Origin of the sequence: Buchnera aphidicola (Cinara kochiana kochiana), from assembly GCF_900698905.1 — a bacterium.
Taxonomy (GTDB): Bacteria; Pseudomonadota; Gammaproteobacteria; order Enterobacterales; family Enterobacteriaceae; genus Buchnera_F; species Buchnera_F aphidicola_W.
The window spans coordinates 69,025-86,373 of sequence record NZ_LR217707.1 but is presented as its reverse complement, the minus strand read 5'-3'; the positions used below and the strand labels follow the sequence as shown (position 1 = coordinate 86,373).

The 17,349-nt window shown below is 24.1% G+C and carries 16 protein-coding genes and 1 tRNA gene; 4 read left to right on the top strand and 13 right to left on the bottom strand.

Annotated elements, in window-relative coordinates; translation table 11 throughout:
• The first annotated feature begins 318 nt into the window (after positions 1-318).
• Positions 319-678 (top strand): HesB/IscA family protein, encoded by a 360-nt coding sequence (locus BUCIKOCA2762_RS00405; RefSeq protein ID WP_154028347.1) that lies wholly within the window; start codon positions 319-321, stop codon positions 676-678.
• Between the two features lie 41 nt (positions 679-719).
• On the opposite strand, the gene tyrS is transcribed toward BUCIKOCA2762_RS00405, so the two are convergent.
• Complete coding sequence (tyrS, locus tag BUCIKOCA2762_RS00400; RefSeq protein ID WP_154028345.1) at positions 720-2,006, bottom strand: tyrosine--tRNA ligase; 1,287 nt, start codon at positions 2,004-2,006, stop codon at positions 720-722.
• Positions 2,007-2,173: 167 nt separating this feature from the next.
• Positions 2,174-2,809, bottom strand: coding sequence for an endonuclease III domain-containing protein (locus BUCIKOCA2762_RS00395; protein WP_154028343.1), 636 nt, complete (start codon positions 2,807-2,809; stop codon positions 2,174-2,176).
• Between the two features lie 196 nt (positions 2,810-3,005).
• On the opposite strand from BUCIKOCA2762_RS00395, the gene BUCIKOCA2762_RS00390 reads away from it, so the two are divergent.
• Both BUCIKOCA2762_RS00390 and tilS read left to right on the top strand, forming a co-directional pair.
• Positions 3,006-3,078: transfer RNA gene (locus BUCIKOCA2762_RS00390), tRNA-Val, on the top strand.
• Positions 3,055-4,425, top strand: a complete 1,371-nt coding sequence (tilS, locus tag BUCIKOCA2762_RS00385) for a tRNA lysidine(34) synthetase TilS (RefSeq protein ID WP_154028341.1) — start codon at positions 3,055-3,057, stop codon at positions 4,423-4,425. The genes BUCIKOCA2762_RS00390 and tilS overlap by 24 nt, the downstream gene beginning before the upstream one ends.
• A gap of 2 nt (positions 4,426-4,427) precedes the next feature.
• On the opposite strand, the gene metG is transcribed toward tilS, so the two are convergent.
• The 11 genes from metG to smrB all read right to left on the bottom strand — a co-directional run bounded on the left by metG (position 4,428) and on the right by smrB (position 15,775).
• The gene (gene metG / locus BUCIKOCA2762_RS00380; protein WP_154028338.1) at positions 4,428-6,068 is read right to left on the bottom strand and encodes a methionine--tRNA ligase; all 1,641 of its coding nucleotides are present in this window, start codon (positions 6,066-6,068) and stop codon (positions 4,428-4,430) included.
• A 142-nt stretch (positions 6,069-6,210) separates the two neighbouring features.
• Positions 6,211-7,623 (bottom strand): decarboxylating NADP(+)-dependent phosphogluconate dehydrogenase, encoded by a 1,413-nt coding sequence (gene gnd / locus BUCIKOCA2762_RS00375; protein ID WP_154028336.1) that lies wholly within the window; start codon positions 7,621-7,623, stop codon positions 6,211-6,213.
• An 85-nt stretch (positions 7,624-7,708) separates the two neighbouring features.
• Entirely contained in the window at positions 7,709-8,323 is a 615-nt protein-coding gene (gene hisIE, locus BUCIKOCA2762_RS00370; protein ID WP_154028334.1) for a bifunctional phosphoribosyl-AMP cyclohydrolase/phosphoribosyl-ATP diphosphatase HisIE, read from the bottom strand.
• On the bottom strand, positions 8,317-9,093 hold the full coding sequence (gene hisF / locus BUCIKOCA2762_RS00365) for an imidazole glycerol phosphate synthase subunit HisF (protein ID WP_154028332.1): 777 nt from the start codon (positions 9,091-9,093) through the stop codon (positions 8,317-8,319). The genes hisIE and hisF overlap by 7 nt, the downstream gene beginning before the upstream one ends.
• Positions 9,075-9,812: a 1-(5-phosphoribosyl)-5-[(5-phosphoribosylamino)methylideneamino] imidazole-4-carboxamide isomerase gene (locus tag BUCIKOCA2762_RS00360; RefSeq protein WP_154028330.1), complete on the bottom strand. Its 738-nt coding sequence runs from the start codon at positions 9,810-9,812 to the stop codon at positions 9,075-9,077. Before BUCIKOCA2762_RS00360 ends, hisF begins: the two co-directional genes overlap by 19 nt.
• A 4-nt stretch (positions 9,813-9,816) precedes the next feature.
• Positions 9,817-10,407, bottom strand: coding sequence for an imidazole glycerol phosphate synthase subunit HisH (hisH, locus tag BUCIKOCA2762_RS00355; RefSeq protein WP_154028328.1), 591 nt, complete (start codon positions 10,405-10,407; stop codon positions 9,817-9,819).
• Positions 10,407-11,474 carry a bifunctional histidinol-phosphatase/imidazoleglycerol-phosphate dehydratase HisB gene (hisB, locus tag BUCIKOCA2762_RS00350; RefSeq protein ID WP_154028326.1) on the bottom strand — a complete coding sequence of 356 codons (1,068 nt, stop codon included), beginning with the start codon at positions 11,472-11,474 and terminating at the stop codon, positions 10,407-10,409. Before hisB ends, hisH begins: the two co-directional genes overlap by 1 nt.
• Position 11,475: 1 nt before the next feature.
• Entirely contained in the window at positions 11,476-12,540 is a 1,065-nt protein-coding gene (hisC, locus tag BUCIKOCA2762_RS00345) for a histidinol-phosphate transaminase (protein ID WP_154028324.1), read from the bottom strand.
• A 1-nt stretch (position 12,541) separates the two neighbouring features.
• On the bottom strand, positions 12,542-13,870 hold the full coding sequence (gene hisD, locus BUCIKOCA2762_RS00340) for a histidinol dehydrogenase (protein ID WP_154028322.1): 1,329 nt from the start codon (positions 13,868-13,870) through the stop codon (positions 12,542-12,544).
• A gap of 7 nt (positions 13,871-13,877) precedes the next feature.
• A complete protein-coding gene (gene hisG / locus BUCIKOCA2762_RS00335; RefSeq protein ID WP_154028320.1) occupies positions 13,878-14,798 on the bottom strand; it encodes an ATP phosphoribosyltransferase in 921 nt (306 codons plus the stop codon).
• Positions 14,799-15,232: 434 nt separating this feature from the next.
• Positions 15,233-15,775, bottom strand: coding sequence for an endonuclease SmrB (smrB, locus tag BUCIKOCA2762_RS00330; protein WP_154028318.1), 543 nt, complete (start codon positions 15,773-15,775; stop codon positions 15,233-15,235).
• Between the two features lie 289 nt (positions 15,776-16,064).
• On the opposite strand from smrB, the gene aroC reads away from it, so the two are divergent.
• Positions 16,065-17,123 carry a chorismate synthase gene (aroC, locus tag BUCIKOCA2762_RS00325; RefSeq protein ID WP_154028315.1) on the top strand — a complete coding sequence of 353 codons (1,059 nt, stop codon included), beginning with the start codon at positions 16,065-16,067 and terminating at the stop codon, positions 17,121-17,123.
• The last annotated feature ends 226 nt before the right edge of the window (positions 17,124-17,349 follow it).

The window sequence follows — 17,349 nt, the reverse complement described above, 5'->3', positions numbered from 1 at the left end:
TTCAAATATTTAAAAATAAATTTTATTTAAATATAACATTACACTTTTTAATTAAATTAATATTAATTAATATTAATTTTTATTTTATATTAAGTAAAATTATTTATTCGTTAATAATTAAAATATATATCATTTTACTATTAAAAATTAATTATAATCTTATTAAATATTAAAAATAAAATTATTTATAATCTATTATCAATAAATATAATTCACGTTTACATTTTTATAAAAAAATCTTATAATTGAGATAATATTTATTATAAAAAATAAAAAATTCATCTCCAATTTAACATATTTATTCAATACAATATAATTATGAATATAATACCAATAAAAAAAATAAATCAATCTATTCCTATTCAAGTTACTAAAAAAGCAGCACAGCAAATATTATTGTTATTAAAGCAAGATAAAAATAATCAAGGTATTAAAATAATATTAAAAAAATCAGGATGCGCTGGATATAAATACTTATTACAAACAGAAAAAAAAATAAAAAATTCAGATTATATATTTATTGTAGAATCTATTAAATTTATTATTCCAAAAAAAATAATTTCTCAATTATACACCACTACAATAGATTTTATTCAAATAGGATTAAACGCTTCTTTTACATTTATAAATAATAAACATACCGCTATTTGTGGTTGTGGAGAAAGTTTCAATATATAAAATATTGAAACTTAATACACTTAAAATATCCATATATACATTTATATTTTCCAAAAAATCAATACATAATTTTTTTTACCTCTACATAATAATGTATATTTATTATATAATAAATCTGATTTATTGAAAAAATATTCTTTTTTAGTTTGTACCCTACTGTTAATGCGAATTGCTCCAGAAATTATCATGTTACGAGCTTGTCTTAATGAAGAAGATAAACCCGTTTTTACTAATGCGTTTGATAAATCTATATATTCGCTACAAATAGCTGATGGAATACCGTCTTGAATTAATTGTGTAAAATCTTCTTCTTTAATATCTTGTATAGAACCACGGCCAAATAAAAAATATACAATACGTTTAACAGAATTTAAGGCTTTTTGTCCGTGTACAAATTTAGTTACAAACTCCGCTAAAAAAACTTTTTTATTTATATAATTATCTGTAATATTAACACTATTAAATTTAAAATTTATCAATTGAATATTAATTGATGTAAATAATTGAATAAAATTATTTACATCACTATCTGATATATTAACCCAGAATTGATAAAATTTATACGGACTAGTTCTTGTAGAATCTAACCATATTGTATTATTTCCTGTTTTTCCAAATTTTTCTCCATTTGGCATAACTAATAATGGATTAGTAATACCAAATACTTCTTCTTTATATAACTTTCTAATTAAACGAATACCAGATAAAATATTACCCCCTTGATCAGATCCGCCAATTTGTAATTTAACACCATATTTTTTATATAAAACTAAAAAATCATAAGCTTGTAATAAGCTATAAGAAAATTCTGTAAATGACATACCGTTCTTTTGCTCTATTAATCTTTTTTTTACTGATTCTTTATGGATCATCTTATTTATAGAAAAATGTATTCCCACTTTTTTTAAAAAATATAATATTGAAACGTCTTTAAACCAAGAATAATTATTTACTATAATTGCTTTATTTATAATATTGCTACTATCATTAAAAAAAAATGATAGTTGTTTTTCTAAACAAATTTGGTTATGCTGTAAAATATCTAAAGAATTTTGTGGCCTCTCGTGTATCCTAAAACTAGGATCTCCTACTAAACTAGTTGCTCCTCCCACCAAAACAATAGGAGTATGACCAAAATTTTGAAAATGCTTTAAACATAAAATCGGTAATAAATGACCGACATGCAAACTACTTGCTGTCGGATCAAAACCACAATACAAAAAAATATTTTTATTTTTTATATATTCGTATAAATTTAACTTATTATAAATTTGATAAAAAAAACCTCTTTTTTCTAGAAAATGTAAAACATTAATTTCTTTAATCATTTTATAACCTATCAATATCATAAATTAATTAAAACAAAATAATTACATATAATCTATTAAATATTAGAATTATATCCTAAATTTAAAAATTTATACTGAAATTATATTTTATATAACTGTATATCATTTAATAATTATACTTTTTAATATATCTATATTTATTGAGTTTATTTAATAATATTATTAAAATATTGACACCATGTATTGATAATACATATTGAACATTTTGGGTGTATAGATTTACAAAAATAACGTCCATGTAATCCAAACCAAGTATGAATGCGAGATTGAAATTTAACCGGAACAACTTGTAATAATTTTTTTTCTACCTGATATGCAGAAGAACCTATCGCAAAACCAGAACGGTTTGATACCCTAAATACATGTGTATCAACTGCAATAAAATTTTTTTTTAACGCAATATTTAAAAATAAATTAGCAGTTTTTCTACCAATACCAGGTAATTTAAGTAATTGACTCCTATTCATTGGTATTTTTTCATTATATAAGTCTGTTAATATCTGGCAAGTATTAAAAATAAATATAGACTTTTTATTAAACAATCCAAGTGATTGAATAATATTTTTCAATTTTATATAACCTAATCGCAATACATCTGATGGCTTGGATACATATAAAAATAATTTTTTAGTAACTTTAGCAACTTGAATATCAGATGATTTTGCAGATAACATAATAAAAATAAGCAACTCAAACAATGAAGAATAATTTAATTCAATTTTTAAATTTAAAAAATATTTTCTAAGATGCTTTAACAGCAAAGTGCGCGTTTTTATATCCATATTTAATGACAAAAAATTCAAAAATTATACTAATATATATTTTTGATATTATACTTATATACTTAAATTTAATTGTATTTAATATACTATCAATATTATATTATTATAATAATATTATGATATATATTATAATATAATTAATATGTATTAATTATTGTTGATAAATCAATATATATATATATAATATATATTATACACGTTCGTAACTCAACGGTTAGAGTGCTACTATGACATAGTAGAAGTTAGTGGTTCAAATCCACTCGAACGTATCATTTAAAATAATTAAAATTATTATGTTTATCCAAAAATTGTTTTTAAAATATCCTCAGCAAAAATATTTTTTACTTGCTTTAAGCGGTGGCGTAGATTCTATCGTATTATTCACGCAACTAATAACCTATAAAAAAAAAAATCCTAATATAAAAATTAGAGTCATACACATTAATCATAATTTACACTTGCACTCTATTAAATCGCAAAAATACTGCGAAAAAATATGTAAAAAAAACAATGTACATATCATTATCGATAATATTAATATACCCCAAAAAAATAAATATGGTATAGAAGGTTATGCAAGAATTGAAAGACTAAAAATTTTCAAAAAATATCTACTACCAAAAGAAATATTATTAACAGCTCATAATCTTAATGATCAATGTGAAAATATTTTTTTATCTCTTAAAAGAAGAGCGGGGATATGCGGTTTATCAGGTATATCCTATACTTCTGTATATAACGATATGAAAATAGTACGTCCATTAATTTATACGCAAAAAAAAAAAATTATATCGTGGGCTAAATCTAAACAATTAATTTGGATAGAAGATGAATCAAATAAACATATTAAATATGACAGAAATTTTTTAAGAAATATAATTCTTTCTAAAATATATAAACGATGGCCTAGTTTTTTAAAAAATTGTACTAAAAGCATGAAAATACTTGCAAACGAACATAAATCATTAGATTTTTTTATCTTAAGATTTATAAAAAAAAATACATTTTCAGATGGATCACTATATTTAATAAAATTTAACCAATTTAAAAAAGAAGTAAAATTATCCATTTTAAAAAAATGGTTAATAATAAATGACATCATTCCAACATACAATATATTATTAAGAATATATAAAGAAATAATTATAAATAAAAATTATTTCAATAAAAAAATAATTTTTAATAATCGAGAAATTAGACGATTTAAAGAAACTATATATTATATTGTTCCTCAAAAAAACATTACAGATATAATAATAAACTGGAAAAATGTTCTAAAACCTGTAATTTTGCCAAATAAATTAGGAATATTAGTTTCTAAAAAAAAGAATTACAAAAATCAAAAAATAATATCAACCTATAAAATACCATTTCCTGAAAAAAATACATTAATTAATATTTGTTTTTATATAAAAAAAAAATATGTTTATGCTAATCAAACTATTTATATAAAAAAAATATGGCAAAAATATAATATACCGCCTTGGTTAAGACATTCCGTTCCTTTGTTATTTTATAATAAACAGTTAATAGCTGGTATAGGTGTATTTGTCATTAACAATCATTTTATACAAAGTGAAAAATATTTAAAGATTCAATGGCTAAATAAAATTTAAAACTATATTTTTTCTAAAAATTTATCAATATCATTAAAACTTATACGTTGATATAAACAAGAAAAATGATTAATTTTATGATTTAACAGAGGTATAGAAATATCTTTCCACATTAATGATGTATTTAAAAATAATTCTGCATTAGAAACTAATACCGGCATAATTGGTTTTAAAAAAATCATTAAAATCTTAAATAAATTAATACCTACCGAACAAATATTATGTACTTTATTTTTATTAGATATATTCTTTATCAATATCCATGGTTGTTTTTGACTAATATATTTGTTAGCAATATCTGCTAAATTTCTAATTTTTTGAACTACCAAAGAAAATTTTCTATCCTTGAAAAAATCTTCAATTTCTACAGATGCATCAATAAATTTTTTATATAGAACTGATTCTATAAATTGATTTGATAATATATTATCAAAATATTTTTCTAGAAAAGAAGCATTTCTTGACGCTAAATTTATAATATTATTAACAATATCTGCGTTAATTTTATATGCATAATCATATAAATTCATATCTATGTCTTCAATAGTATTAGATAATTTTGAAGCAAAATAATATCGCAAAGAATCAGAATCAAAATGTGATAACCATTGACTAGCTGATATCATTGATCCTTTAGACTTAGATAATTTGATACCTTTAAAAGTTAAATAACCATGAGCAAATATTTTTGTCGGTTTTCTATAATTACATCCTTCTAAAATAGAAGGCCAAAATAAAGCATGAAAATAAATAATATCCTTACCAATAAAATGGTATAGTTTATGTTTAGAATTTAATGACCAAAATTCATCAAAATTAATATCTTGTCTAAGATTACATAATTCTTTAAAACAACTAATATATCCAATAGGAGCATCCAACCATACATAAAAAAACTTATCCGAATAACCGGGAATTTTAAAACCAAAATACGGATGGTCCCTTGAAATATTCCAAGAATGTAGACTACTATTTACCCACTCATTTATTTTATTTAATACAGATTTTTGTAATACACCAGAATTAATCCATTTTTTTAAAAAATTTGAAAAAATAGATAATCTGAAAAATATATGATTGGAAAATTTTATCTCCGGTGATGAATTTGACAATTGAGAAATAACATTTAATAATTCTGTTGCATTATAAGTTGCTCCGCAAACATCACAATTATCTCCATATTGATTATCTGATTTACAATGCGGACAAGTACCTTTAACAAATCGATCTGATAAAAACATATTTAATTTAATATCATATAATTGAGCAATTTGTTTTTCTTTTAAAAAATTTTTTTTTAATATTATATTAAATATTTTGCTACATAAATTTTTATTAATTTTACTATGTGTAGATGAATAATGGTCATGAAAAACAGAAAATTTTAAAAAAATATTCTTATGTTGTTTTTGCATACAATGAATTAATTGATTAGGACTAATTTTCATTTTTTTAGCTTTTAACATAACCGCTGTTCCATGCGCATCATCTGCACATAAAAAAATAACCGAATAACCTTTTAAACGTAAATATCGTACCCAAATATCGGCTTGTATTTGTTCTAACAAATGCCCTAAATGTATCTCACCATTAGCGTAAGGAAATGCACATGTCACTAAATTTTTATACATAGAATGTTTCATAAAAAACCATAATTATAAAAAATAAAAATTTTATATATAAAATTTAATTAATTAAATTTTAAGTAATTTTTATATTCAAATATAACAATTTATTAAATATTTACTAATATGTATTTATATATACAGTTTAACAAAAATTATTTTATTTATCTAACCAATCTGTATGAAATATACCTGACTGATCAATCCTATGATATGTATGAGATCCAAAATAATCTCGTTGCGCTTGTATTAGATTAGCAGAAGAATTCACGGTACGATATGCATCGTAGTACGACAAAGCAGCAGAAAAAACTGGAACAGAAATTCCATTACATACAGCCATACCAATAATATTACGTAAAGAAAGATGATATCTATTAATAATATCTCGAAATATTGGAGTAAATAACAAATCAATTAAATCATTATTTTCAGAATATGCTTCAGCAATATTATTTAAAAGATTTGCTCGAATAATACATCCAGATCGAAAAATTTTAGCTATTTTAGAAAAAGATAAATTCCAAGAATAACATTCAGATGCTTTTTTCATTAAACCAAAACCTTGTGCATATGAAATAATTTTCCCCAAAAATAAAGCTTTTCGAATATCCTTGATAAATTTTTCTTTATCCAGATTACTAATTTTAAATATTTTCGGACCAGATAATATTGTAGATGCAATCATTCTATTAGCTTTACAGGAAGATAAATATCGTGCAAAAACAGATTCCGTAATTACAGAACAAGGTGCGTATAAATCTAACCCACTTTTAGCTGTCCATATTCCAGTACCCTTATTAGATGCAGAATCTAAAATATAATCTATTATAAAGTTGCCATCTTCATCCTGTTTACGTAAAATATTTCCCGTAATTTCTATCAAATAACTACATAATTCTCCTTTATTCCAGTACTCAAAAATATTTGATAATTCTATATTATTCATACCAACTAAATTTTTTAATAAAGAATATGTTTCTGCAATTAATTGCATATCACTATATTCAATACCATTGTGAACCATTTTTACATAATGTCCAGCTCCATCAGGACCTAAATATTCTACACATTCTTCTTTATGATATTTGGCTGAAATATTTTTAAAAATAGGAGCTACTAATTCATATGCTTCAATAGTTCCACCGGGCATAATTGAGGGACCTTTTAAAGCACCTTCTGATCCACCTGATATTCCTACTCCAAGAAATTGAATAGATTTTTTTTGCAAGAAATGGAATCGTTTAACTGTATCTAAATAAAATGAATTACCTCCATCTATTATTAAATCACCGGAACATAAATAAGATAATAAAGTATGTATTAATTCATCAACCGGATTGCCTGATTGTATCATTAACATAACACAACGAGGTTTGCGTAATGAATTAATAAAATCTTTTATAGCAAGGTATGGAAATAATCGTTCAATTGGTTTTTTAAACAATTTTTTCATTGTTTTATTATATGATCGGTTAAAAACTGATACTTTGTATCCCGTATTAGCAATATTACATGCTAAATTTTTTCCCATAACTCCCATACCAATAATACCAATATCATGACTTGACATATATATCCTTAATCAAAATAAATATTTTTAAAATATATCAAAAAATATAAAAATTAGTAATTATCAAAAATTAAATATAAATATATTATTTATTCATGCGATTTTTTAAATTATTAATAATTGATTCAAAACTTATATTTATAGATTGTAATAAAACTAATAAATGAAATAATAAATCAGATGATTCATTAATAATATTAACAGGGTTTTTTTCTAAAAAAGCTATAACAGTTTCTACTGCTTCTTCTCCCACTTTTTGAGCAATTCTAGAACTTCCTTGATAAAATAGATTACTGATATATGATTTATTTAATTTTTCTTTTTTTCGCGACTTAATTATACTTTCAAGATGTAATAAAAAAGAATAAATAGGTTGAGAATTTTCAAAACAACTAAATCTATTAAGATGACAAGTATTGCCGGTAGGTTGAACTTGTACCAAAATAACATCACAATCACAGTCTGTAACAACCTTTTTAACATATAAAAAATTTTTTGAAGTTTCTCCTTTAATCCACAACCTGTTTTTTTGTCGAGAATATAAAGTAAATAACTTTTTTTCAATAGTACTATTAAATGCTTCTTGAGTCATATACCCAAACATTAATATTTCTCCCGAAACATAATGTTGAGCAATTGCGGGAACCATATTTTTCAATTTATTCCAATTTAAATTTGAAATATTTTTATCAGTTAACATTGACGGATAGTAACTCCATGATTAAACAAAAAATTTTTTAAATCTAAAATAGAAATATTTTTATTATGAAATATTGATGCTGCTAATGCACCATCAACTTTAGAAATTTTAAATACATCTAAAAAATCATACATATTACCAGCGCCGCCAGAAGCAATTAATGGAACGGAACAACATTTACGTATTTTCTTTAATTGCCGAACATCATATCCACGCTGAGTCCCATCAGTGTTCATTGCATTTAATACAATTTCACCAGCACCTAATTTCTGAACTTTTTTTATCCAATCAATAGTGTTCCAAGATGTAACACGTGATTTATTTTGATTTCCAGTATATTGAAAAACTTGATACATTTTATTTGCTTTATCGTACCATGAATCTACTCCTACTACAACACATTGAACTCCAAAACGATCCGCCAATTTACTAATTAACCACGGATCTTTTAATGCAGGAGAATTGATAGAAATTTTATCAGCTCCTAATGATAAAATCTCTTGCGCATCATTAATTGATGAAATGCCTCCTGCTACCGAAAAAGGAATATTAATAATTTCAGCAATACTAGTAATCCATTGTATATCTAATAATTTTTTTTTAGGTGATGCTGAAATATCATAAAAAACTAATTCATCAATACCTTCTTTAGAATAATATTGAGCTAATTCAAGTATTTGACCAACAATAACATGATTATTAAACTGTATACCTTTAACCACCATTCCGTTTTTAACATCCAAACAAGCAATTATTCTTTTTGCCAACATCGCTGAGCCTCCGAAAAAGTAAACTTTTTTTCTAACAAAGCGCGCCCAACAATTACGTGTTCTATTCTATTTTTTTTTAAAAGACATATATCTGCGACTGAACAAATACCTCCAGAAGATTGTAGTATAATATTTGGAAATTTTTTCTTTAAATATTTATATAGAATAACATTAGGCCCCAAAAACGTTCCATCTCTTGATATATCCGTACATAAAATATTTTTTAATCCCCACGGAATAAAAGAATTAACAATATCTTCTATATCCATATTAGTAACTGTCTTCCATCCATGAATAGCAATTTTTTTTTCATCTTTGTTATTTATTTTTATATCAACCGCTAATATTAATTTATCGCCTCCATATTTAAATAACCATTTTTTAAATTGATTGGGATGTAAAATAGCCGAAGTACCGATAACAATTTTATCAGCACCAGCATGGAATAAATCTTCTATATCATTTTGTGTACGTATACCGCCGCCAACTTGAAAATAAATATTTTTATAACGAGAAATAATTGATAAAATATTTTTTTGACGATATAAGGGATTGCTACATCCATCTAAATCCACTAAATGTATATGAGTAGCTCCATTATGTATATATTTATCTATTTGTTTAAATATATCAATATCATAATATGTTTTACAAGTATAATTTCCTTGATATAATCGTACTATTTTACCTTGAATAAAGTCTAATGATGGAATAATCATATATTTATATCTCTAAAAAATTTTTAATTAGTTGTTCGCCAGAATAACCGGATTTCTCTGGATGAAACTGTACACCAAAAAAATTTTTTACTGCTACCGCGGCACAAAATTGTATACCATGCGTAGAGACAGCAATAGTATATTTATTCACGTTCATATAATAACTATGTAAAAAATAAAATCGAGTATTATTATCAATATCTTTAAATAAAAAATGATTTATAGTATAGTTTACGGTATTCCAACCAATATGTGGAATAGAACAATCAACATTAGGTAATTTTTTAATTGAATGATCTATTCTATTCAACAAAATACATTTATTACCTTCATTACTATATGAACCTAATAACTGCATACCTAAACAAATACCTAAAATAGGTTGTGTTGTACATTTAAGAAATGATAATAAATTTTTATTTTTTAAAATATCTATTACAGCAGAAGCCGTACCTACACCAGGTAAAAATATTTTATTAGCCATTTTAATATCATAAATTGAATCAGTAATACTAACTTGATATCCTAACCGTTGTATGGCTCTTGTAATAGAATATAAATTGGAACAACCTGTATTAATAATAACAATAGACATTACAAAAAACCTTTTGATGTAGGTAAAATATTTCCTTGTAAATAAATAGCTTGTTTTAATGTACGTCCAAATGCTTTAAATAAACTTTCAGCACAATGATGATCGTTATTACCATAAGCATGTAAGTGAATAGTAATTTTCATAGATTGACTTAATGAATAAAAAAAATGTTCTATCATGCATACACCTAAATCACCAACATATTTATTTACAAAGTTTGCATAAAATGATAAAAAAGAACGACCAGATATATCAATAATACATGAACAAATACTTTCATCCATAGGTAACGTAAAACCATACCTGGATATCCCTATTTTATTTCCTAATGCATGCCGTAAAGCAGACCCTAATGTTATACCTATATCTTCTACCGTATGATGATCATCAATAGATAAATCACCAATTACATCAATATACATAAAAATACCACTATGTATTCTGATTTGATCTAACATATGATTTAAAAAATTAATACCAGTATTAATATAACAATTAATTGGAATATCTAAACTAATTCTAATAAATATTTTTGTTTCCAAAGTATTTCTAGAAATCTCTGACAATCGATTTGGAAATGTTAATTGAGTAACAATATGTTGCCATGAAAAAAACTGAGGATGATATAAAAAACTTTTAATACCCATATTATGAGCTAATTGAACATCTGTATTTCTGTCTCCAATAACATAACTATTTTTTTTATCTAACTTATTATTGTTTATCCAATATTTTACCAATGAAGTATTTGGTTTGCGACAACCGCACTGTTCATGAGCAAAATGTGGACAAATTAAAATACTTTTAAAAAAAATGTTCTGTGAAGAAAAAATATTTAACATTAAATTATGTATTTTACTAAATTTATTAACCGGAAAAGATTTGCTTCCCAAACCATCTTGGTTAGTTACAATAATTAATTGATATCCTAATTTAATTAACTGTAATAACGAAACAATTACATCTTTTTCTAAAAAAAATTTACTATAACTATCAATTTGAAATTTTTTTTTAGGTTCCTGAATTAATGTACCATCACGATCAATAAATAAAAATTTTTTTTTCATCTTATAGTTTTTTTCCTTCAAACATATATAATGCTGCAATTAAATCTTGACATTCATCTATTTTTCCAATTGATATTCTTAAACAATTTTTTAAACCTATTTTATGAGATTGATCACGAATAACTATTCCGTGTGAAACAAAATACCGAAAGATACTTTTAGATCGAAAAAATTGAATAAGAATAAAATTAGTATTACTTGGAAAAATATTTTTGATACAAGATAAGTGCTTTAATTTTTCAACTAAAAATTCTTTATTATTTAATATTTTTAATATATTTTTTTGTACACGTTTAATATTATCTAATTTTAATGATTGTACGGCAATATCTGATACAGGAGTAGCAATAGGATAAGGAGCTAATACTTTCTTTAAAACATTAATAATATACGTATTCGATAGCACAAAACCACATCGTAAAGATGCAAGACCAAAAGCTTTCGATAAGGTTCGCAGTATAACTAAATTAGTATATTTTGTTAATTCATGGGTAAAACTATTGACTAAAGAATATTCTATATAAGCCTCGTCAATAACTAATAAAGTAGTTTGTGGAATAAATTTAAGAATACTAATAATATCTTTCCGCAAAAAACAATTTCCGGTTGGATTATTAGGATTACATATATAAATTAATTTAATATCACCGATATTTTTTTTAATATTAATTAAATCTAATTGAAAATCGGATAAAATAGGAATAACGACTTGCTTTATATTGAAAATATCAGCATTCACAGCATACATATCATATGTAGGAGGAAAAAACATAATTTTATCATGATTTGGCGCGCAAAAAGAACGTACAAGTATTTCTATTCCTTCATCAGCACCCCGAGTAATTAAAATATTTTCTTTTGCGACACCAGAATATTTAGAATATTTCTTTAATAGTTCATACGGCTGAAAATCAGGATATCTATTTAAATTACTATGTTTACACTTAACAGTGTTAATCCAAGGAGATTCATTGGCATTTAAATAAATTCGACCTTTTAAACCAATACGACGTGCTGACTGATACGGAGTTAATGCGCATATATGCTGTGGAATTAAACGTTTCATATTATATTGTCTCACGCGCAATAGACATATCTTTTAAAGCATTTGTTCTGATTATTATTGATTTACCATGAGCATCCATTCCTTCTATTTGAGATAATTCAATAATACTATCTGATAAATTTATTAAAGATTGTTTTGTCATTTTTTGAACTGTAATTATTTTCTGAAAATCGGAAATTTGTAAAGAAGAGTAAGTATTAGAGTATCCATATGTGGGTAAAACATGATTTGCTCCAGTAATATAGTCACCTGCAGATCCAGGCGTCCATTTTCCTAAAAAAACTGATCCAGCATTTTTTATATATGATAAAAAATTTACTGAGTTTTTTATATGTAAGGTTAAATGTTCAGGAGAATATAAGTTTGATATATTAAAACAATCTAATAAAGATTGAGTAATAATAATTCTACTATTTTTCAACGAACATAATATAATATCTTTTTTTGTTAAAAATAAAATTTGCCTATTAATCGCAGCAATTACATTTTTTAATAAACCAATACTTGTACTTAACAATATTACTTGTGAATTATTATCGTGTTCCAATTGAGCTAAAAAATCAGCAGCAACAAAATTAGGATTAGAATCCTTATCAGCAATAATCAACATTTCTGAAGGACCCGCAGGCATATCAATAGATACTCTCGGGACCGATTGACTGATTTGTAATTTAGCTTCTGTTACAAATATGTTTCCCGGTCCAAAAATTTTATCTACTCTCTGTATACTCTGAGTACCTAATGCAAGAGCCGCAATACCTTGCGCGCCTCCTAATTGAATTACTTGTTTAATTCCTGATACTTTTGCAATATATAATATTTCATTACTAACTGGAGGCGGAGAACATAAACAAATATTTGTACATCCAGCTAATTTTGCAGGAATAGATAACATCAAAGCAGTTGAAACTAATGGATATTTTCCTTTAGGAATATATAAACCTACTGCATGTATTGGTCTTATAATTTGTTGGCAGCGTACTCCAGGATATGTTTCTACCTCTAAACCATAAGCTATTTGTTTAGTGTGAAATGAAATAATATTTTTTTTTGCTATTGATACAGACTTTTTAAACGTTTCAGACACCAAATTAGCAGAAAGATCAATTTTTTCTTGAGTAACATAAAAAGAATCCAATTTTATTTTATCAAATTTTAAATTATAAGTATGTAAAGCAACATCCCCATATTGTTTAACTTTGTCAATAATTTTTGAAACAGATGATTTTATAGAATTATTAATATTAAAACGTGGTCTTAACAATATATTATTTTTTTCTTCTTTCGTTAAACGATTCCAATAAAAAATATTTTTATTTAAATTTAACATAATTATTTTATTCCATCATTTTTTCTATTGGTAAAACTAAAATAGAACTTGCTCCTAGCAATTTTAATTGTTCCATAGTTTCCCAGAAAACAGTTTCACTACTAACCATGTGGAGAGCTACTTTATTTTTATTTCCAAATAATTCTAAAACAGTTGGTTGTTCTGCTCCATGTAATAAATCAGTCACTAAGCCTAGTTTATCTTTTTCAATATGCAACATAATATATTTAGATTCTCGTGCTTTAATAACACCCTGAATACGATTTAATAACTTTTTAATAAAAATTCTTTTTTCTGGGATTAAATGTTTTATTTTACGAGAAATTAAACATGCGCAAGAATTATAAATAGTTTCTACTTCTTTTAAACCATTAGCGTCCAAAGTAGCACCTGTAGAAACTAAATCGCATATCGCATCAGCTAATCCAGAATTATATGCCACTTCTACAGAACCGTTCAAAACAAATGGTTTAAAAGAAATATTTTTTTTATCAAAATATCGTTTTAATAAATTAGGGTATGATGTAGCAATACGTGAATCTTTTAAAGATAATATTCCAGAATATCGCATATCTAATGGAACTGATAGAGATAATCTGCAAATACCAAAATCAAGATTTTGTAAAATAGCATATGAAACAGGCTCTTCTGTTAATAATCTAGTTAAACATTTTTCTTCTAAAACATTAGAGCCAATAATACCTAATTCCACTACTCCATCCATGATCAATCCAGGAATATCATCATCCCTAACTAACATTACATCAATTGGCATATTTTCAGCAAATGCAATTAAACTAGATTTTTGTAAATTAATTTTTATACCGCAACTTTTTAATAATTTTTGTGAATCATAACTCAATCTACCAGATTTCTGTATAGCTAAACGTACACGATTTTTATTCAATTTTATTACCTTATTTATCATTAATCTGAAATATAATAAAAGATAACAATCTTTTTTTTATGCAAAAAAAACACAGCATATGTAATTTTTAATAAATCTATATCAAAAAATTTTACAGATTAATTCTGAATTTATATTTATTAAATATTATCTATATTAAATAGATCTATACATTAATAACAATTTTATATTTTATATCAAAACTTATATAATACAATTATATTAATAATATACTTAATATATCATTATTAACGTTGAAAATAAATAAATTTTATATTTAAAAATAATATATTTAATATATAATTAATATATTTTCCACAATAAATAATTATTTTGATATCATTATATTAATAATATACTTGAAATAATAAAATAAAATTAAAAATAACAATAATAACAAAAAATTAATGTTATTCAAAATCAAGATTAATATAATTAATTTATAAATATAATTTTTATCGTATATTATCATTTTTTATCACAACTAAAATAGCTGCATCATAACCAAATATTCTAGGAGCTTGATAAAATGCCAAAATATCTGGATGTTTTGATAACCAAAATGGAACGTATTTTTTTAGTATCTTTTTGCCATGTCCATGAAGAATACTGGCGCAAAAAAAATTTTCTTGATGACAAATTGTAATTAATTTACCTAATTCTTTTTGTGTTTGATATAGATTCATACCATGTAAATCCAAAATAATTTCTGGTATATATTCTCCTCTTTTTAATTTTTTAAGGTTAAAATTATAACGTATATTACGAACAAAACAAATTGGATTATCATTTAAAGAACATACTTGTTCATCTACCGTATTTTTAAAATAATAGCTATGAGCTTCTTGTACGTAAATATCTTTATTATATAGATTACACTTACTAACATCTTTGATATTCATATGATAAATTTTGTCTTGCATAATTCGTTTTACTCCTTTCATATGATATAAAAAAGTTTCTTTTTGATTTACATCAATTGAATTATTTTTTTTCATAAATAAATTTCCCATAATATTTAATGATTATAATAAATTTTGTAAATACGATATTATTTACATAGTGTTGTTATTTAATAAAAAATATATAAAATACATAGTATTCTATAAATACTTATTTGTTTTATAATTTGTATAAATAATTTTATATAAAAATATAAGTATATATATTTATATGTATAGATTAATATAAATAATATATTATTTATTTTAAATAAATAAAATATTATAATAAGAATTATAATCGCAAATTAAATATATATTTGATTATTTTAAATATGAGGTTTACATGCCCGGAAATACTATTGGAAAATTATTTAAAGTAACAACATGTGGAGAATCACATGGACCGATGTTATCTGGAATTATTGACGGAGTGCCTCCAGGATTTTCTTTAAAAAATAGTGATATACAACATGAATTAAACAGAAGAAGACCTGGATTTTCTTCATTTACTACCGCTCGAAGAGAAGAAGATATTATTGAAATTTTTTCTGGTGTATTTAAAGGAATAACAACTGGAACTAGTATAGGGATAAATATTAAAAATACAGATACACGATCACAAGACTATTCTGATATCAAAAATATATATCGCCCTAATCATGCTGATTTTACATATGATAAAAAATATGGAATTAGAGATTATAGAGGCGGAGGAAGAGCTTCTGCAAGAGAAACTGCTATACGAGTAGCAGCTGGAGCAATTGCGAAAAAATATTTAAAAATAAAATTTAATATCATTATTAAAGGATATTTATCACAACTAGGGCCTATTAAATGTCCTTTTAAATCATGGAAAGAAGTAGAAAATAATCCGTTTTTTTGTAGTAATCCTGAAAAAATTGATCAAATCGTCCAATATATGAAAAAATTAAAAAAATCCGGTAATTCTATTGGAGCTAAAATTACTATAATTGCAAAAAATGTTCCTATTGGACTAGGAGAACCGGTATTCGATAGATTAGACGCAGATATTGCTCATGCAATTATGAGTATTAATGCAGCTAAATCCATTGAAATCGGTGATGGAATTAATGTAGTAGAACAAACCGGAGATATACATAGAGATGAAATTGTGCCAAATGGATTTTCTAGTAATCACTCAGGAGGAATTTTAGGAGGAATTAGCAATGGAGAACCAATAATTGTACAAGCAGCTTTTAAGCCTACATCTAGCATTAAGATACCCGGAAAAACAATTAATAAATTCGGAAAAGAAACTTACATAATAACAAAAGGACGTCATGATCCTTGTGTTGGTATAAGAGCTGTTCCAATAGCAGAAGCTATGTTGGCAATAACATTAATGGATCATGTTCTACGTTTTCGAGCTCAATGCGGATAACAATCCGCATACATCATAAAATTAAATCACAGATAATTATTTATTAATTCAAATAAAATTATACTTTTATATACCAAAATTGTTATAATTAAATAATTTTATATACATGAAAATTTATTAAAATAAAATTATTTGCATAAAAATAAATATAAAAATACATTAAAATTAAATTTTATAAAAAGTTTATTATCAATAATAAATAAAATATTAATTATAATAAATAATA